General features: G+C 72.5%; 18 protein-coding genes and 2 pseudogenes. 13 read left to right on the forward strand and 7 right to left on the reverse strand.

Going from position 1 to position 15,619, the window contains the following annotated elements; all coding sequences use genetic code 11:
- Positions 1 to 209 precede the first annotated feature (209 nt).
- On the forward strand, positions 210 to 1,277 hold the full coding sequence (locus ACZ4YL_RS20555) for a PI-PLC domain-containing protein (protein WP_468118159.1): 1,068 nt from the start codon (positions 210 to 212) through the stop codon (positions 1,275 to 1,277).
- Positions 1,278 to 1,334: 57 nt separating this feature from the next.
- Here the strand turns inward: ACZ4YL_RS20555 and ACZ4YL_RS20560 are convergent, their stop codons facing one another.
- Both ACZ4YL_RS20560 and ACZ4YL_RS20565 read right to left on the reverse strand, forming a co-directional pair.
- Positions 1,335 to 1,616: a WhiB family transcriptional regulator gene (locus ACZ4YL_RS20560; protein ID WP_468118160.1), complete on the reverse strand. Its 282-nt coding sequence runs from the start codon at positions 1,614 to 1,616 to the stop codon at positions 1,335 to 1,337.
- Positions 1,617 to 1,663: 47 nt separating this feature from the next.
- Complete coding sequence (locus tag ACZ4YL_RS20565; protein ID WP_468118162.1) at positions 1,664 to 2,752, reverse strand: mechanosensitive ion channel family protein; 1,089 nt, start codon at positions 2,750 to 2,752, stop codon at positions 1,664 to 1,666.
- A gap of 135 nt (positions 2,753 to 2,887) precedes the next feature.
- On the opposite strand from ACZ4YL_RS20565, the gene ACZ4YL_RS20570 reads away from it, so the two are divergent.
- Entirely contained in the window at positions 2,888 to 3,358 is a 471-nt protein-coding gene (locus tag ACZ4YL_RS20570; RefSeq protein WP_468118163.1) for an ATP-binding protein, read from the forward strand.
- 69 nt (positions 3,359 to 3,427) lie between these two features.
- Here the strand turns inward: ACZ4YL_RS20570 and ACZ4YL_RS20575 are convergent, their stop codons facing one another.
- Positions 3,428 to 4,354 carry a SigB/SigF/SigG family RNA polymerase sigma factor gene (locus ACZ4YL_RS20575; RefSeq protein WP_468118165.1) on the reverse strand — a complete coding sequence of 309 codons (927 nt, stop codon included), beginning with the start codon at positions 4,352 to 4,354 and terminating at the stop codon, positions 3,428 to 3,430.
- A gap of 179 nt (positions 4,355 to 4,533) precedes the next feature.
- Between ACZ4YL_RS20575 and ACZ4YL_RS20580 the strand changes: the two genes are divergently transcribed.
- Positions 4,534 to 4,917 (forward strand): helix-turn-helix transcriptional regulator, encoded by a 384-nt coding sequence (locus ACZ4YL_RS20580; protein WP_468118167.1) that lies wholly within the window; start codon positions 4,534 to 4,536, stop codon positions 4,915 to 4,917.
- 25 nt (positions 4,918 to 4,942) lie between these two features.
- Here the strand turns inward: ACZ4YL_RS20580 and ACZ4YL_RS20585 are convergent, their stop codons facing one another.
- Together ACZ4YL_RS20585 and ACZ4YL_RS20590 are read right to left on the reverse strand one after the other, a co-directional pair.
- Positions 4,943 to 5,704 (reverse strand): YqjF family protein, encoded by a 762-nt coding sequence (locus tag ACZ4YL_RS20585; protein ID WP_468118169.1) that lies wholly within the window; start codon positions 5,702 to 5,704, stop codon positions 4,943 to 4,945.
- A gap of 209 nt (positions 5,705 to 5,913) precedes the next feature.
- Positions 5,914 to 6,140, reverse strand: a pseudogene (locus ACZ4YL_RS20590) (potassium transporter TrkA); the annotation flags it as partial.
- A 156-nt stretch (positions 6,141 to 6,296) separates the two neighbouring features.
- Between ACZ4YL_RS20590 and ACZ4YL_RS20595 the strand changes: the two are divergent.
- Positions 6,297 to 6,692, forward strand: a complete 396-nt coding sequence (locus tag ACZ4YL_RS20595) for a DUF4118 domain-containing protein (RefSeq protein ID WP_468118170.1) — start codon at positions 6,297 to 6,299, stop codon at positions 6,690 to 6,692.
- On the opposite strand, the gene ACZ4YL_RS20600 is transcribed toward ACZ4YL_RS20595, so the two are convergent.
- Positions 6,682 to 7,380: a class E sortase gene (locus ACZ4YL_RS20600; protein ID WP_468118172.1), complete on the reverse strand. Its 699-nt coding sequence runs from the start codon at positions 7,378 to 7,380 to the stop codon at positions 6,682 to 6,684. The two genes, ACZ4YL_RS20595 and ACZ4YL_RS20600, sit on opposite strands and share 11 nt — an antisense overlap.
- A 280-nt stretch (positions 7,381 to 7,660) precedes the next feature.
- Between ACZ4YL_RS20600 and ACZ4YL_RS20605 the strand changes: the two genes are divergently transcribed.
- From ACZ4YL_RS20605 to ACZ4YL_RS20635, 7 genes and pseudogenes are all read left to right on the forward strand, one after another.
- The gene (locus tag ACZ4YL_RS20605; RefSeq protein WP_468118174.1) at positions 7,661 to 7,903 is read left to right on the forward strand and encodes a hypothetical protein; all 243 of its coding nucleotides are present in this window, start codon (positions 7,661 to 7,663) and stop codon (positions 7,901 to 7,903) included.
- A 50-nt stretch (positions 7,904 to 7,953) separates the two neighbouring features.
- Positions 7,954 to 10,200, forward strand: coding sequence for a heavy metal translocating P-type ATPase (locus ACZ4YL_RS20610; RefSeq protein ID WP_468118208.1), 2,247 nt, complete (start codon positions 7,954 to 7,956; stop codon positions 10,198 to 10,200).
- The gene (locus tag ACZ4YL_RS20615; RefSeq protein WP_468118176.1) at positions 10,197 to 10,727 is read left to right on the forward strand and encodes a copper chaperone PCu(A)C; all 531 of its coding nucleotides are present in this window, start codon (positions 10,197 to 10,199) and stop codon (positions 10,725 to 10,727) included. Before ACZ4YL_RS20610 ends, ACZ4YL_RS20615 begins: the two co-directional genes overlap by 4 nt.
- Before the next feature lie 85 nt (positions 10,728 to 10,812).
- Positions 10,813 to 11,321 (forward strand): annotated as a pseudogene (locus ACZ4YL_RS20620) (NUDIX domain-containing protein).
- Between the two features lie 78 nt (positions 11,322 to 11,399).
- The gene (locus ACZ4YL_RS20625) at positions 11,400 to 12,278 is read left to right on the forward strand and encodes a SigB/SigF/SigG family RNA polymerase sigma factor (protein WP_468118178.1); all 879 of its coding nucleotides are present in this window, start codon (positions 11,400 to 11,402) and stop codon (positions 12,276 to 12,278) included.
- A gap of 87 nt (positions 12,279 to 12,365) precedes the next feature.
- Positions 12,366 to 12,737: an STAS domain-containing protein gene (locus ACZ4YL_RS20630; RefSeq protein ID WP_468118180.1), complete on the forward strand. Its 372-nt coding sequence runs from the start codon at positions 12,366 to 12,368 to the stop codon at positions 12,735 to 12,737.
- Positions 12,738 to 12,742: 5 nt separating this feature from the next.
- Complete coding sequence (locus ACZ4YL_RS20635; RefSeq protein ID WP_468118182.1) at positions 12,743 to 13,192, forward strand: ATP-binding protein; 450 nt, start codon at positions 12,743 to 12,745, stop codon at positions 13,190 to 13,192.
- Between the two features lie 45 nt (positions 13,193 to 13,237).
- On the opposite strand, the gene ACZ4YL_RS20640 is transcribed toward ACZ4YL_RS20635, so the two are convergent.
- On the reverse strand, positions 13,238 to 13,483 hold the full coding sequence (locus tag ACZ4YL_RS20640; protein ID WP_189743668.1) for a DUF6296 family protein: 246 nt from the start codon (positions 13,481 to 13,483) through the stop codon (positions 13,238 to 13,240).
- Between the two features lie 262 nt (positions 13,484 to 13,745).
- On the opposite strand from ACZ4YL_RS20640, the gene ACZ4YL_RS20645 reads away from it, so the two are divergent.
- On the forward strand, positions 13,746 to 14,690 hold the full coding sequence (locus ACZ4YL_RS20645; RefSeq protein ID WP_468118184.1) for an oxidoreductase: 945 nt from the start codon (positions 13,746 to 13,748) through the stop codon (positions 14,688 to 14,690).
- 309 nt (positions 14,691 to 14,999) lie between these two features.
- A complete protein-coding gene (locus tag ACZ4YL_RS20650; protein WP_468118185.1) occupies positions 15,000 to 15,485 on the forward strand; it encodes a lamin tail domain-containing protein in 486 nt (161 codons plus the stop codon).
- Positions 15,486 to 15,619 lie beyond the last annotated feature (134 nt).

Raw genomic sequence — 15,619 nt, forward strand, 5'->3', positions numbered from 1 at the left:
GTGAAAGCGCAGGTCCAGGCATGCTCCACCCTCCTCCGGCGCGTCGGGGGCGTGCTGCGGCAACCGGTGCCGGGGCACCGGTACGCGCCGCCGGCTCATGCCTCAACCAAACCTCGATTCGCCGACGCGCGCGAGCCCGGGCCGCCGGACCACAGCCCGACACGTCCGCTGGGGGTCGGATCCACGGCCCGCGCGCTATCCTCCGCGCCATGCCGATTGACATGGACATGCGATTACGAGTGCGGTCGCGCGCCCTGGTGTGCCTCCTCCTGCTGGCCCTCCTGGGCACGGTGACCACAGCGGCCGCCTCGCCCCCGGCCGCAGCCACCGCCACGGCCACGGCCAGGGCCGCCACGGCCACTCCGACCACCGCGAGCACGGCCGCCGCGGCCGCCCGCTGGGGCGACCGGCGGCTCGACGAGGCCGCCTTCCTGACCACCCACAACGCCTTCACCAACTACGAGGACTCCCGCTGGAGCTCGGTGAACCAGTCCGAGTCCGTACGCGCCCAGCTCGACAACGGCGTGCGCGGCCTGAGCCTGGACACGCACTGGTACGAACGCAGCACCTGGCTGTGCATCATCAGCTTCGGCAGCGACTGCTACCCCAGCGACGTGTACCTGTGCCACGGCGACTGCAAGACCTTCGCCGGAGCCACGTACGCCCTGCCGCGGCAGACCTTCCACGGCACGATGCAGACCGTGGTGGACTTCCTCGCCGCCCATCCGCAGGAGGTCGTGACCGTCTTCCTGGAGGACTACGTCGGCGCCGGTCAGCTGCAGGCGTCGCTCGGCCGGGTCAGGGGGCTGCAGGACATGGTGTTCCGGCCCGACGAGTGGGGCGTACGACAGCACGGCTGGCCCAAGGTGGCCGACCTCGTCACCTCCGGCAAGCGGCTGCTGATCTTCTCCGACCGGTCCGACCGGGAGTACCTGGGCGTCATGTACGACAAGGCCTGGACCGTGAGCAACTTCTGGAGCCTCGGTGACCTGGGCAACGACCTCTCGTGCGTCAGCCGCTGGTCCGACGTGCCGCTCGACCGCCAGGAGCCCGGATTCCGGCGCCTGTTCACGATGAGCCACCACCGCAACGTGCCCACCGTCCTCACGGCGGCCCTGGACAACGGCGCCAAGCTGCGCAGCCGCATCGCAGACCAGTGCCGGTCGGCCACGGGGGGCCGCGACCCGAACTTCGTCTCCGTCGACTTCCACCGCCTGTCGGACGGCAGCGGCCACACGCCCGCCTCGATCGTCGCGGAACTCAACGCGCGCCCCTGATCCGACCGCCGGCCGGGTGGACCGCCGCGTACGGCGCGGCGCGGCGCACCCGGCCGGTCAGCCCGCCTTGCGCGAACCGAGCGCCCGTCGCTCGTCCTCGGTCAGTCCGCCCCACACCCCGTACGGCTCCTGCACGCGCAGCGCGTGGCTCAGGCACTCCGCCCGCACCGGGCACAGCGCGCAGACCTCCTTGGCCTCCTGCTCCCGCACGGAGCGCTCCTCACCGCGCTCCCCCGCCGGGTGGAAGAACCGGTCCGTACCGAGCTCCCGGCACGCCGCGTCCTCCTGCCACTCCCACAGGTGCTCCGCACGGCCCGGCAGGTGTGCCACCTTCGGCATGTCCCGACTCCTCTCCTGCGCCTTGCGCATGTCTTCGGACTCCTCCCTCACGCGTCTGACCCGGGTGCCCGTTTCGAAACACCGTCCGCGCACTCCGACGGGACGGCGGCCGCGGACGTGGAGACCCGCGGCAGGGCGTACGGGTGCTTCTCGGCCAGCCAGGCGACGAGCTGTTCCCGTACCGCACAGCGGGCGGTCCACAGGTCGTCCGCGTCCTTCGCGGTGACGATCGCCCGCACCACGATGGCGCTGGGCGTCGTGTCGGTGACCGCCAGGTCCCAGCCTCGGCCGTCCCACGCCTCGCAGCCGTCCAGGATCTCCTTGAGCTTCTCGCGCATCAGCGGGACGGGGGTGGTGTGGTCGCAGTGCAGGAAGACCGTGCCGGTCATCTGGATCCCGCCGCGCGACCAGTTCTCGAAGGGCCGCCCGGTGAAGTACGAGACGGGCATGGTGATGCGGCGTTCGTCCCAGGTGCGCACGGCCAGGAAGGTGAGCGTGATCTCCTCGACCACACCCCACTCGCCGGCCACCACGACGGTGTCGCCGATCCGCACCATGTCGCCGAAGGCAATCTGGAATCCGGCGAAGAGGTTGCCGAGGGTGGACTGGGCGGCCACGCCCGCGACGATGCCGATGATCCCGGCCGAGGCCAGCAGCGAGGTCCCGACGGCGCGGAGGTCGGGGAAGGTCAGCAGCATCGCGGCGGCGGCCACCACGGCGACCACGGCGGTGACGATCCTCATGATCAGCGTCACCTGGGTACGGACCCTGCGCACGCGGGACGGGTCGCGCGTGCCGAGCGCGTAGCGGGCGTACGAGGACTCGACCACGGCGGAGGCGACGAGGACGACGCACCACGCGCTCGCACCGATCAGTACGAGCGTCAGGATTCTGCCCACAACAGCCTCGTGCTCCTGTAGCGGCTGCCATGCGATCTGCCGGTACACGGCGCGCAGCACCGCAGCGAACAGCAGGACCCGTACCGAGGTGCGGCAGCGGCGCAGCATGTTCCAGAGCGGTGTCTCGGGGTGGCGGGCGCCCGCGCGCCGCAGCAGCAGGTCGGTGAGCTTGCCCGCGACGAGGGTGAGCACGATCGCGCCGCCCAGGACGGCCGGCACTTGCAGAAGGCTGTTCATGACTCCTCTGGATGGGGCTCGGGGACAGGTCCCGTCGCACGTGCCCGGCCCTTGCGTGGACAAACGGGGCGTCCGTTCCGCGATGGCGGGTACAAGCGACCACGACACGACAGCCGAGGACGAGGTGAGTGCGCAGTGCAGACCATCGGACCGGACACCGGCGGGCCCGTACCGGACGCGCGGGGGCCGGCCTCCTTCCCGCAGCTCCGTCGGCTCGCCCTGCGCGACGCCGTCCGGCAGGTCGCGCGGGGGCGCCGGTTCACCCGTGAGGCGCTGGAGGACTGGGGGTGGGACGGTCGGGACACCGCCGAGGACGCGGTCCTGGTCGTGTCGGAACTCGTCACCAACGCCAAGCTGCACGCCGGCGGCTGCCACGAGCTCAGGCTCCGCGCCGGGGACGTGTTCCGCATCGAGGTGTGCGACGGCCACGGAGGGCTCCCGCGACCGCTGCCCGCCTTGCGGCCGGGCCGCCCGGGCGGGCACGGCCTGCGCCTGGTGCACCGGATCGCCGACCGCTGGGGCGTCCAGGCGATCGGGCACGGCAAGGTCGTCTGGGCCGAGATCGACGCCGAGCGCCTGCGCAGGGGCCGACCCGGGCACGCATGAACCCCCGACGGTCCGGTCGGACGGGTCCAGGCGTGCCCGGGTCGGGCGCTTCGAGCCAGGTGTTCCGGGTCAGGCGTGCAGCAGCTCCGCGCGCAGGGAGCCCAGCGTGCGGGTGAGCACCCGGGAGACCTGCATCTGGGAGAGGCCGATCTCCGCCCCGATCTCCGCCTGGGTCATCTCCTGGCCGAAGCGCAGCTCCAGGATCTGGGTGGAGCGCTCGTCCAGGTCGGCGAGCAGCGGCGCGAGGGCGTGCCGGTCCTCGACCGCCTCCAGGGCGGGGTCGATGCCGCCCATGGTCTCGGCGAGGCTGCGCGCGGTCCGTGCGGCCGTGGACACCTGGGGGCCGCCGGCGGAACTGTCCTGGGGCACGTCGAGGGACTGCGTGGAGTAGCCGTTGGCCGCGACCAGGCCCTGGCGGACCTCGTCCTCGGTGAGGTCCAGCCGCTCGGCGAGTTCCGAGGGGGTGGGCGCGTGGTCCGTCTCGGCGGTCAGCTCCTCCGTGGCCTTCGCGAGCTCCAGGCGCAGCTCCTGGAGGCGGCGCGGCACGCGTACGGCCCAGGTGGTGTCCCGGAAGTGGCGCTTGATCTCGCCCGTGATGTAGGGCAGGGCGAGTGTGGTGAGCTGCGTGTTGCGCTCGGGGTCGTAGCGGTCGATGGCCTTGATCAGTCCGATGATGCCGACCTGGATGATGTCCTCGTTCTCGGGGCCGCCGGGGCGGTCGCGGAACGGACGTGCGGCGAACTGCACCAGTGAGATGTTCATCTCGATCAGTGTGTTGCGCACGTACTGGTACTCGCGCGTTCCCTCTTCGAGGCTCTGCAGCCGTTCGAAGAAGACACGGGTCAGCTCCCGGGCGTCGCGGGTCGACAGTTCCCGGGGGCAGGGCACGTCCGGCAGCCCGCCGAGTGCGGGGGCTTCGCCGGCGCCACCGCCGGGGGCGGCCGTCGTCGGGATCGTCGTCGGGGTCGTGGCCTCGGCCTTGGCCGTGAAGGTCATCGTCTTCGCTCCTTGGGCACGTGTGCTTGCGGTGCGCTGCGTCGCTCGGTAGCTCTGGTCATGCGGAACTCTGCTTCCGCTTCCCCTGCACCCTGTCGGGGCCGGAGAGACACGTCAAGTAATACCGGAAAACTGGTTCTGGAATTGCATTTCGTGAGTCATCCCTCAAGAATGACGGTGTGGAGAGCGAGCACACAGGTCCCCGCCGCAACGGCTGGACCTTCCTGACGAACCATGCCCGGGTTCTCATCGCCATCGCGCGCGATCCGGGCATCCGGCTGCGCGACATCGCGATGGAGTGCGGTCTGACCGAGCGCACCGTGCAGGCGATCGTCACGGACCTGCAGGCGGACGGGTACCTCAGCAGGACCCGGGACGGACGGCGCAACCGCTACGTCGTCGCCCCCGGCGCCCGCTTCCGCCACCCTGCGGAGGCCGGCCACGAGATCGCCGGACTGCTGGCCTACCTCGCCGGCCCGCTGACCGCGCCGGGCCCGGCGGCGCCGTCGGCCGAGGTGGCGAACGGCACACCCGGCCACGGCGAGCCCCGCACGACCGTATAGGCCCCTGGCGGGTGTCGTACCCGCGTCAGGAGCGCCCCAGGGACGGCCGCCCGAACCGTACGGGGACCCCGGGCGAGTAGAGCACGCTCACGGGCGGCCCGGCCGGGGCGGGCAGGCCTGCCGCGGCCACCAGGTCCTCGTCGCAGCCGAGGAGCTCGGCGCGGTGCAGCGGCCAGCGCGGATGCGCGTTCGGGACGTACAGCGGCCGGCCGAAGAGCTGCGTGTGCATGCCCCAGCGGGCGGTCAGGAAGTGCTCCAGGGCCGTCGGCTCCGCGATGCGCCCACCCACGCGTACGGCGATCCGGCTGTGCGCGCCGCGCGGGCCGGGCCGGCGTCGGCTGCTGGTGTACGTGACCGTGTCACCGTCAACACGGACCGTCATCCGGGACCAGACGTACGGCAGTCGGAACGCGGCCCGGCCGACGGCCACCGGGATCAGCCGGGAGGCGTCCAGCGAGCGGAAGACCACGGCCCGGCGGCCACGGGCGTCGACCGAGTAGAGGCGGACGTTGGTCTCGGGGAAGGAACCCAGGTAGGGGACGCCGGGAAGGCGGAACCAGCCGACCTTGTGCATGCGGAAGGCCACCAGGCCGACGTACGTGACCCCGTCCAGGATGTCCGGCACGGTGCCGGCGGGCAGCAGCGGGGCGACCTGGGCGGGGTCGGCGGCCCAGTGCAGGAACGCCAGGTCGAGCCAGGACTGGGTGAGCAGAGGGCGGTCCACCGGGCGCGGCGGGTCGGCCGATATCGGCTCCGGGACCACGGCGGGCGGCGGCGTCTGACGCATTCAGCCAGTATTCCCCGCGCACCCACCACCGACGCCGGCGGGCTCCCCGGCGCGGCGCCCGGGTCAGCCCTTGGACCGGACCAGCCGTACCGCGCTCGGCAGCGTCTCGTGCGGTTCTCTGTCCCCCGTGGTTCCCCGGCTCGTCGGGTCGGTGCTCTGGCTCAGGCGTCGACGGTGACGGCGGGCCCGCGCCGCCCGGCGGCGTCGGTGGCGCGCCGCAGCACGGCGACGACGGACGCTCCGGTCTCGGTCCGCATCCGGGTCCCCCCAACGCCCTCCCGTTCCAACGGGAACGGGAGGACAGCTCGACCCGCTCCGCGCCGAGTCCCAGGTCCGTGGTCGACAGCAGGCTGGGGCTGTGACGGGACGGCATCAGCGCGTCGGCCGACGCTTCCGGCTCCCCCGCGGTCAACTTCGCCGACAGCGCCGCGAAGTCCCCACCCCCGGCGGCCACTTCAGCGACGCACCTTGCGAGCGGCCGGGGCGGACGACGCAGCGGCGCGGCCCCGCTCACGGCTCCGGGCGTCCTCCCCCGGTGGGGCATCATCTCCGAGGGCCCCGACGGCGGGGCGTCGCGCGAAGGAGGCGTCGCATGGTCGAGTGGAAACGGATCAGCTCAGGCATTCGTCCCGTACCCAGCCCTGCCGCGACCACCTCGGTCTGGGCCGCGGCGGCCGTCGCGGCCGTCACCCTGGTCGCCGTGCTCAACCTCCTGGACGGACCGGACGACCCCACCGTCGACCTCATGGCGCTCTCCCTCGCCGTGGCCGTGGTGAGCACCGGAGCCCGCCTCACCGCCGCCCCGGGGACCGCCCTGCTCTGCTGGCTCGTCCTCAACGTCTTCGCGACCGCGCCCGTGGGTGAGCTCAGCTGGGAGACCCCCTACGACCTGATACGCCTCGCCTGCCTACTCGCCGCGGCGGGCACGGGAACCGTCATCGCCCGCCTCGTCCACGCGCGCGCCGCGCACCGGCGGCTCACTCCTTAGCGGAGGTCTTGCGCAGCACGCCTATCTTGTCGATGCGGTGCTCGGGATTGCCCTGGGCGTCGCTCCAGAAGTTGCCCTCGGCGTGGTCCTCCGGCGTGGCGCAGGTCGAGATCGTGATCATGGCCTGGGTGGGGGCCGCCCCGGGCGCCCCGGGCACGGCTGCGCGCTGTTCGGTCAGCGAGCGCTCCGACCGGAAGGACGTCTTGCGGGTCGCGGTGACCTCGTAGGTGTAGACCACCTCGCCCACGGTCACGAGGACCGTGTCGCCCTGCTCGACGGTGGGCAGGTCCCCCAGCGGACCACCGGCCGACATGCGGTGCGCGGTGACCAGGAAATTGCCCACCTGGCCCGGCCCGACCCCGCCCCGCTTCCCGTGAGGGCTGGCCGCCACGCCGAGGTCCTGGATACGGGTTCCCGGCATGTCGTCGGTGGTGCCCTCGTACGGAACCACGCGCAGTCCGGTGACACCCGCGGCGGGTATGGACAGCGTGGAGACCACGGGCGCCGCGGAAGCAGGAGCGGGCACGGGAGCGGCGGCGGGGGTGACCACCGCCGGAGGTGTGGCGGCCGGGACGGAAGCGGGTACGGCCGCACCGGCGGCGGTCGAGGCGGTGCACGCCGCCAGCAGGGCGGTCACGGCACCGGCCAGCACGGCGGGGACGGCTCGGTACGGGAACGGCAAGGACATGGGCATTTTCCGTGTCGGTCGGTCGGCCGGGGCGTGCGGCGGGCGGGTGACCCGATGCGCCCGGCCAGAGTGACATACGGAGCAAGAGGTCCATAAGGGTCCGCGCCTGTGACCTCGCTCCCGGCACCGCACACGGGCCGGCGTACGGAAGAGAAAAAGTCGCGGGAACTTCCTCCCGGTTCTCTGCGACTACCTCGCCGGAGGAAGTGCCGTCCCGGCTCCGGCACGGCTGATCGGCACCTCGTCCTTCTGGAACCGAGTACAAGTATCCGGAGTGACGATGACGGACCGGCTTGAGTACCCGACCCTGGCGATCACCGCACTGAAGCGGTGGGCGCCGCCTCCCGCCCTCGCCGGCTTCATAGCGCTCCTCCTGGTGATGTTCGGCGCGGCGTACGCGGTGGGGGCGAGCGCCGGCCCGGTGGCCCCCGGTATGCGGTCCACCCAGGTCGACAGCCCGGCATTCGTAGGGGACCTGGGGCGGCCGCACGGGCACAGCGGCGGTACGGGGGGCACGCGGTGACGGCCGGGCGGACCGAGGTGGTGGCCACCACCGATCTGGTCGTCGGCGGGATGACCTGCGCGGCCTGCGTGAACCGCGTCGAGAAGCGGCTGGCCAGGATCGAGGGCGTACGCGCCACGGTCAACCTCGCCACCGGGCGGGCCCGGGTGATGCATCCGTCGCACGTGACGACGGAAGACCTCGTCTCGGCGGTCGAGCGGGCGGGCTACAGCGCCCAGGTGCCGGCGCCACCCGGGCCTGCGGAGGACCGGACGCCGCCGGCGGGGACCGAGGGTGCCCCGGGCCGCGAGGAGGTGCGGCGGCTGCTGATCACCGCCCTGCTGTCCGTTCCGGTCCTGGCGCTGTCGATGGCGCCCGCCCTTCAGTTCCGCAACTGGCAGTGGCTCTGCTTCGTGCTGGCCGCGCCGGTCGCCGTCTGGGGTTCGCTGCCGTTCCACACCCGGGCGGTACGGGGGCTGCGGCACGCGGCGGCGACGATGGACACCCTGGTGTCGCTGGGCGTGGTCGCTTCCTTCTCCTGGTCGGCGTACGCGCTGTTCCTGGGCGGGGCGGGCGATCCGGGGATGCGGATGCCGTTCAGTCTGCTGCCCTCGGCGGGCGGTGAGGTGGCCCACATCTACCTGGAGGCCGCGGTCGGGGTCCCGCTGTTCGTGCTGACCGGGCGTTTCCTCGAATCCCGGGCCCGCCGTGGCACGGGTGAGGCCCTGCGCTCGCTCGCCGGTCTGGCCGCCAAGGACGTGACGGTACGGGAGGACGGCGCCGAGCGGCTCGTCCCGATCGAGCAGTTGCGGGTGGGGCAGGAGTTCGTCGTCCGGCCGGGCGAGCGGGTCGCGACGGACGGGGTCGTGGCCTCCGGCGGTTCGGCCGTCGACCTCTCCCTGGTCACGGGCGAGAGCGAGCCCGTCGAGGTGGGACCCGGCCAGGCGGTGGTCGGCGGCGCGGTCAACGCGGGCGGGCTGCTGGTCGTCCGGGCCACCGCGGTCGGCGCGGACACCCAACTCGCCCGGATCACCCGCATGGTCACCGAGGCACAGTCCGGAAAGGCCCGGGCCCAGCGACTGGCCGACACGGCGGCGGGGGTCTTCGTCCCGGTCGTGCTGGCCCTGGCCGTCACCGTTCTCGGCTTCTGGCTCGGTGCCGGGGCCGATCCGCAGGCAGCCGTCACGGCCTGTGTGGCCGTCCTGGTCGTGGCCTGTCCCTGCGCCCTGGGGCTGGCGACCCCCACCGCCCTGCTGGCGGCGACGGGCCGGGGCGCGCAGCTGGGTCTGCTGGTCAGCGGCCCGCGGGCACTGGAGACCCTGCGGCACGTCGACACCGTGGTCCTGGACAAGACCGGCACGCTGACGACCGGCCGGATGACCGTCACGCGTGTGACGGCCGTGCCGGACGGGATGGGCACGGAGCGGGCCCTGTGGCTGGCCGCGGCGGTGGAGCAGGGTTCCGAGCACCCGCTGGGCCGCGCCGTGGTCGCGTACTCCCGGCAGGACCCGCACCGTAGGCCGCCGGCCGGGGTGACCGGATTCCGGGCGACCGCGGGCACCGGTGTGACCGGGGTGGTGGAGGGGCACCGCGTGGAGGTCTGCGCCGCCGGTGCGGACCTGCATCCGTCGCTGGACAGAGCCCTGGCCGAGGCCGAGGCGGCCGCGCACACGCCGGTCCTGGTCCGGGTGGACGGCGCCGACCAGGCTCTGATCGCTCTCGGGGACGCCCTGCGCCCCGGCAGCTACCGGGCCGTCGACCGGCTGCGGCGCCTGGGGGTGGAGCCGGTGCTGGCCACCGGCGACCGCGAGGCCACCGCGACCCGGGTCGCCGCCGCGCTCGGGATCGGGATCGGGGACGTGCACGCGCACTGCTCGCCCGAGGACAAGGCGCGGCTCGTACGGGAGTTACGCGGTCAGGGGCGACGGGTCGCGGTGATCGGCGACGGGGTGAACGACGCCGGCGCCCTGGCCGGGGCCGACCTCGGCATCGCCATGGGGAGCGGAACGGACGTGGCCATCGGCGCGGCCGATGTCACGCTGGTACGCGGTGACATCGAGTCGGTCGCCGACGCCGTCGAGCTGGCCAGGCGGACCCTCGGGACGATCCGGGCCAACCTCGTCTGGGCCTTCGGCTACAACGTCGTCACCGTGCCGCTCGCCGCGGTGGGGTTGCTCAACCCGATGGTCGCGGCGGCCGCGATGTCGGTGAGTTCCCTGATGGTGGTGGCCAACAGTCTCCGGTTGCGTACCTGGCAGCCGGCACCGCAGGCACGACGGGCGGGTACGAGCAGCCGGACGGGAGGTACGGGGCGATGACGCGTTCACCTTCGGAGCAGCCCCCGGTCGGCGGTCTCCCGACCCGTCGAAGCGTGCACGAGGGGCTGCGCGCCGCCATCGTCCCGGTGGCCGCCGGCGCACTCGCGCTGGCCGCTCTGACGGCCTGGACCTCGTCCGGCGCCGCGGGCAGCCCCCCGCAGATCGCCGCCGGGAACGGCCGTGTCCTCCTGCCTCAGGGCAGCAGCCGGGACACGGCCGCCTTCTTCGACATCACCAACATCGGCGGCGCGGACGACCAGTTGACCGAGGTGACGTCACCTGGCGTCGAGGAGACACTGCTCAGCCGGCGGGAGAGCTCCGGGCTCGGGGCCGACCTGTTACGGCCGGCGAGTCCGGTGCGGGTGACCGCGGGTGGCACCGTCGCCATGTCCCCCTCCGGCCTGAGCGTCACGACCCGGACGAAGCCGATCCGCTGGCAGGCGGGCGACATGGTGCCGTTCGTCCTCCACTTCCGTTACAGCGCGCCGGTCGAGGTGGTGGCGGTGGTGGTCCGGCCCGGCAGCTGACCCGCTGTCGGGCCGCGGCCCGTTCCCGGGGCCGGGCGGACACCCGTACCCGAGGGAGGGAGAGGCCCTTGCGATCATGTGTCCCATGGGCGAACTGGTCGAACGGGTCGATGAGCAGGACCGCGTCGTGGCGGTCGTGGACCGTGCGGAGGCGATTCGCGAGCGCTTGCCGCACCGCGTCGCGACGATCGTGTGCCGCGACGGCGACGGCCTGATCCTCGTGCACCGCCGCCCGGACGACGCGTCCCGCTTCCCGGGGCAGTTCAACTGGATGCTCGGTGGCGCCGTCGACGTCGGCGAGTCGTACGGGGAGGCAGCGGCCAGGGAACTGGCGGAGGAGCTCGGGGTCCGGGCCGTTCCCCGCTTCGTGCTGAAATTCCTGTGCGACGGAGTGATCAGCCCCTACTGCTGGGCCTTCATGAAGCCGTGGTCACCGCACCGGTTCAGCCCGACCCCGCGGAAGTCGCCTGGTTCGACTGGCTGACCGAGCCCGAACTCGAAGAACTGGTCCGCCGCTCCGCGTTCATCCCGGACGCCCGCGAGGCGTTCGACCGGTATCGCGCCCTGGACCGCGCGCACGCTCACGAAGAGTGACGTACGGCCACGGCGTGCACAGCTTCAACCCGTCGGGAGAGGGTATGGGGCTTGAGGGGAACTGCCCGAGGAGGCTTCATGCCTGCCACTCTCCGTATCCAGTCCGGCTCCGCGCCGCAGCAGGACGCTCCGCAGGACCCTCGCGAGATCCGCGATCCGCGGTCCGTGAGCACCGCTGACGCCCACGACCTGTCGGTCACGCTCTTCCGGCGGCTGCACGAACTGGACGAGGGGACCGCAGAGTACTCGTACGTGCGCAACACCCTGGTCGAGCTGAACCTGAGCATGGTCAAGTACGCGGCCACGCGCGTCCGTCACGTCGGCGCGCCGTGGGAGGACGTCCTGCAGGTCGGCACCATCGGCCTGATCAAGGCCATCAACAGGTTCGATCCGGAGCGCGGGTTCGAGTTCATGTCGTTCGCCCTGCCCACCATCGTGGGGGAGATCAAGCGGTACTTCCGTGACACGACGTGGGCCGTCCGCGTACCGCGCCGGCTGCAGGAGTTGCGCATCGACCTGGCCAAGGCGAACGACGCCCTGGAGCAGGAGCTGGGTCACGCTCCGGGTGCGCAGGAGCTCGCCGAGCGGCTGGACATCACCGTGGACGAGGTCTGCGAGGGCCGGCTCGCGGCCAACGGCTTCACCAGCCTGTCCCTCGACGTCCCCGTGTCGGCGGAAGACGCCGAGGCCCCCGGCGTGTCGTCCCGGAGCCTCGGCGTCGAGGAGAGCCGCTTCGAGACGGTCGAGGACCTGGAATCACTCAAGCCGCTGGTGGGAGAGCTGTCCGAACGGGACCGGACGATACTTGCCCTGCGTTTCGGTGAGGAGCTGACCCAGGCCGAGATCGGGGAGCGCCTGGGCATGTCGCAGATGCACGTCTCCCGGCTGCTGGGCCGCATCCTTGGCCGGCTGCGGGAGGGCCTGCTCGCCGAGGAACCGCAGGCCGAGGCGGCATGAGGCGCCCCCCTTCCGCACGGGACGGACAGGCATATCGCGCGGGAACCCGGGCAGGTGCACCAGTGCACGACGGAAGGGTGATGCCGGATGGTGCCGGAAGCGGAGAGCGAACGCTTCACCGTCGCGGTGGCGGCCGTGGACGGAGCTGTCGTCCTCACCCTCACGGGGGAACTGGACCACGACACGGCGCAGCCGCTGCGGGACGCGCTCGACGAGGCACTCGCCCCGGGGCGGCGGCTGCTGGTCGACATGGCGGGACTCGGGTTCTGCGATTCCACCGGGCTGAACGTGCTGCTGAACACGCGCCTCGCGGCGCAGGAGGCGGGAGCCGGCCTGGAACTGGCCGGTCTGCACGGACCTGTCGCCCGGATGTTCCGGATCACCGGTGCGGACGGTGTGTTCCCGGTCCATTCCGATGTGGGGGAAGCCCTGAGGGCGCCACTCGGCGGAGGAGCCTGAGCGTCATGGAGCAGCGCGGGCCGTCCGACCGGGTCTGGAGCCTGATGCTGTCCGGAACCACCGATGTCGTCTCGCGCAGCCGTGACTTCGCCCGTCAGGCGCTGACCGCCTGGCGCTGGCTTCCCGGGACGGGAGAGGTCGACCGCGAGAGCGCCGAGGACGTGCTCCTGCTGGTGTCGGAGGTGGTGGCCAACGCCTGCCTGCACGGCGGCGGACCCCGGGCACTCGTCCTCGACTTCTCGGCCGAGCGGCTGCGGATCGAGGTCACGGACAGCAACCCGGCCCCGCCGGTGCGCGTGCCTGCGCGTGGGCTGGGCGACCGGGGTGGGCCGGTCGGTCACGGACTGCTGATCGTGGAACGTCTGGCCCGGGACTGGGGCTCCGAACCGGGGGTGGACGGCAAGCGCGTCTGGTGCGAGGTTCCGTGCCCGCCAGGGATCCGCGTCCCCGGATGACGGTGGTGAACCGGCCGGGGCGCCCGCGCCGCCGGACCGTGCGTGTCACACGCCGGGCACGGCCCGGACGCTCACCCGCGAGGCGGGTTCCTGGTGGCCGCCGCTCGCGATCATGCGTACGTCGCCCTGGTCGCTGATCTCCGCCTGCACGATTCCGGTGTCGTCGGCGTAGATCGGATGGCCCCCGGGCCCGGTCCGGTCGGTGCGGTGTACGAGGACCGATTCCTCGCCACCGGGTACCGCATGGTCAGGGGCGGCGAATACCAGTTCGTACCTGCTGTCCCGTCCCATTCCGGCCTCCTCCGTGCGAATGCCTCGTCGCCACCATTATCGGGCACGGCACCGCGACCGCGCGCTCCTGAGCACGGGTGAGGGGGAGGAAGCTTCTGCAGGAACAACGCCCCGCGCGCACGCAGGATTCCGGCTCGCGATGTGATCTTCCCCCACCCCTGCGCGCCTTTCCGGCACGGCTTCCACCTGCGCATACTCCAGGTCCCGCCTCGCCCTGGACCATCGGGGGGCGAGGGCCGATCGGATGGAGTTGATCAATCAGATGACGTCGCACACGGTCTCCGCGGCAGCTTCGGGCACATGGGTGCTCGGTGATCTCGCGGTCAACCGGATCGGCTTCGGCGCCATGCGCCTGACCGGCAGCGCGGCCTTCCACGAGGGCACCCCCAGCGACCGCGGCCGGGCGATCGCCGTACTGCGCCGGGCGGTCGAGCTCGGCGTGAACCACATCGACACCGCCGCGTTCTACTTCTCGCGGCTGCGTTCGGCCAATGAGCTGATCAACTCGGCGCTGGCCCCGTATGCGGACGGCCTTGTCGTCTCCACCAAGGTCGGCCCCGCCCGGGACGCCTCCGGCGGATGGGCCGAGCCGGCCCGGCCCGACCAGCTGCGCGGCCAGGTCGAGGAGAACCTGCGCCAGCTCGGCCGGGACCATCTCGACGTGGTGAACCTGCGCGTCATGGGCCAGGAGTCCGTCAGCGAGCACTTCGGGGCCCTGTCCGAGCTGCGCGACGCCGGACTGGTCCGCCACCTCGGCATCTCCAACGCCCGCCCGGAGCACCTGGCCCAGGCCGAGGCGATCGCGCCGGTGGTGTGCGTCCAGAACCGCTACGGGATCGACGCGCCCGACAGGAGGGGGATGCTCCGCGCCTGCGCGGAGCGCGGTATCGCCTTCGTGCCCTTCTTCTCCATCGCGGGAGAAGGGGCCGAGGCCGGCGCCGTCCGGACCGAGCACGACGAGGTCCGTGCCGTCGCCCGGGCGCACGGAGCGTCACCGGCGCAGGTGCGGCTCGCCTGGATCCTGCGGCAGGGCTCCCACGTCCTGGCCATCCCCGGTACGGGCGACCCGGATCACCTCGCCGACAATGTGGCGGCGGGCGCACTCCGGCTGACGCCGGACGAGCTCCAGCTCCTCGATTCGATCACCAGAACGGCTCACGCGACTACGTCCGAAGAAACGGTTGGAGCGGTCGTTACAGGGCCCTGAACCCGTTCGGCGCAGAGCGGGAGGGGGTCGCGAGGGCAGCGCGTCCATGCGGGAAGGCCGCCGTCTCCGGGCCCGCCAAGGCCTGTTCGGCTCGCTCCCCCCGCTCATGTCGGCGTGGCCTTGACATGTGTCCGATACACGCGAGAGTCACCGATACATCCGCATTTTGCAACACGCCCCGAATTAGTGGCTTTTGATGGCGGTTGGGGGCCAGAGTGTGGCTCCTCGGCAGGACGCCGGGAACGGTTCCAGGCCCACCCGCCCCGCACAAGGCGGACCGGGCTGCTGTCTGTTGAAGGGGTCATCTTCATGTCTGCTTCTCTCGCCACCCGCCGGTTCGTCGCCGCGTTCCTGGCCGCGGGCGCCCTCGTCGGTGCCGCCGCCCTCCCGGCCACCGCCGACGACCACCGGCGCGACCGCGACCACCGGGCTCCGCACTCCTCGATCGTCATCAGCGACGTCCAGTACGGCACCGTCGGCCGCGACCGCTCCGACCGCGCGCTGAACCGGGAGTGGGTCGAGGTCAAGAACACCGGGCGCAGGAGCGTCAACCTGCGCGGCTTCACCCTCACCGACCGGCAGGGCAACCGCTACCGCTTCGAGGACTTCCGCCTGGACGGCCAGTCGAGCGTGAAGGTCCACACCGGCCAGGGCCGCGACACCCGCCGCGACGTCTACCAGGACCGCCGCCACCAGATCTGGGACGAGCGCGACACCGCCACCCTGCGCGACAACCGTGGCAACGTCCTCGACACCGACTCCTGGAACGGCCGCCGGCACCACCGCAACGGCTGACCCGGACGGGTCACCGGCCTGACGCGGGGGCGCCCCCCCCCCCCCACAGGGGGGGGGGGGGGGGGCGGGAGGGGGGGGTGGGTGGTGGGGAAGGGTGGGGGGGGAGCCCACGGGGGTTCCCCCCCCCCCAAGGG

Source organism: Streptomyces sp. NPDC030021, from assembly GCF_055574035.1.

Excerpts from the sequence above, each read along its gene's own strand:
- ACZ4YL_RS20565 (WP_468118162.1), bottom strand. The coding sequence starts at position 2,752 with ATGAACAGCCTTCTGCAAGTGCCGGCCGTCCTGGGCGGCGCGATCGTG.
- ACZ4YL_RS20640 (WP_189743668.1), bottom strand. The coding sequence starts at position 13,483 with ATGGGACGGGACAGCAGGTACGAACTGGTATTCGCCGCCCCTGACCAT.
- ACZ4YL_RS20585 (WP_468118169.1), bottom strand. The coding sequence starts at position 5,704 with ATGCGTCAGACGCCGCCGCCCGCCGTGGTCCCGGAGCCGATATCGGCC.
- ACZ4YL_RS20575 (WP_468118165.1), bottom strand. The coding sequence starts at position 4,354 with ATGACCTTCACGGCCAAGGCCGAGGCCACGACCCCGACGACGATCCCG.
- ACZ4YL_RS20645 (WP_468118184.1), top strand. The coding sequence starts at position 13,746 with ATGACGTCGCACACGGTCTCCGCGGCAGCTTCGGGCACATGGGTGCTC.
- ACZ4YL_RS20615 (WP_468118176.1), top strand. The coding sequence starts at position 10,197 with ATGACGCGTTCACCTTCGGAGCAGCCCCCGGTCGGCGGTCTCCCGACC.
- ACZ4YL_RS20635 (WP_468118182.1), top strand. The coding sequence starts at position 12,743 with ATGGAGCAGCGCGGGCCGTCCGACCGGGTCTGGAGCCTGATGCTGTCC.
- ACZ4YL_RS20610 (WP_468118208.1), top strand. The coding sequence starts at position 7,954 with ATGACCTGCGCGGCCTGCGTGAACCGCGTCGAGAAGCGGCTGGCCAGG.
- ACZ4YL_RS20595 (WP_468118170.1), top strand. The coding sequence starts at position 6,297 with ATGGTCGAGTGGAAACGGATCAGCTCAGGCATTCGTCCCGTACCCAGC.
- ACZ4YL_RS20630 (WP_468118180.1), top strand. The coding sequence starts at position 12,366 with ATGGTGCCGGAAGCGGAGAGCGAACGCTTCACCGTCGCGGTGGCGGCC.
- ACZ4YL_RS20625 (WP_468118178.1), top strand. The coding sequence starts at position 11,400 with ATGCCTGCCACTCTCCGTATCCAGTCCGGCTCCGCGCCGCAGCAGGAC.
- ACZ4YL_RS20600 (WP_468118172.1), bottom strand. The coding sequence starts at position 7,380 with ATGTCCTTGCCGTTCCCGTACCGAGCCGTCCCCGCCGTGCTGGCCGGT.
- ACZ4YL_RS20555 (WP_468118159.1), top strand. The coding sequence starts at position 210 with ATGCCGATTGACATGGACATGCGATTACGAGTGCGGTCGCGCGCCCTG.
- ACZ4YL_RS20605 (WP_468118174.1), top strand. The coding sequence starts at position 7,661 with ATGACGGACCGGCTTGAGTACCCGACCCTGGCGATCACCGCACTGAAG.
- ACZ4YL_RS20560 (WP_468118160.1), bottom strand. The coding sequence starts at position 1,616 with ATGCCGAAGGTGGCACACCTGCCGGGCCGTGCGGAGCACCTGTGGGAG.
- ACZ4YL_RS20650 (WP_468118185.1), top strand. The coding sequence starts at position 15,000 with ATGTCTGCTTCTCTCGCCACCCGCCGGTTCGTCGCCGCGTTCCTGGCC.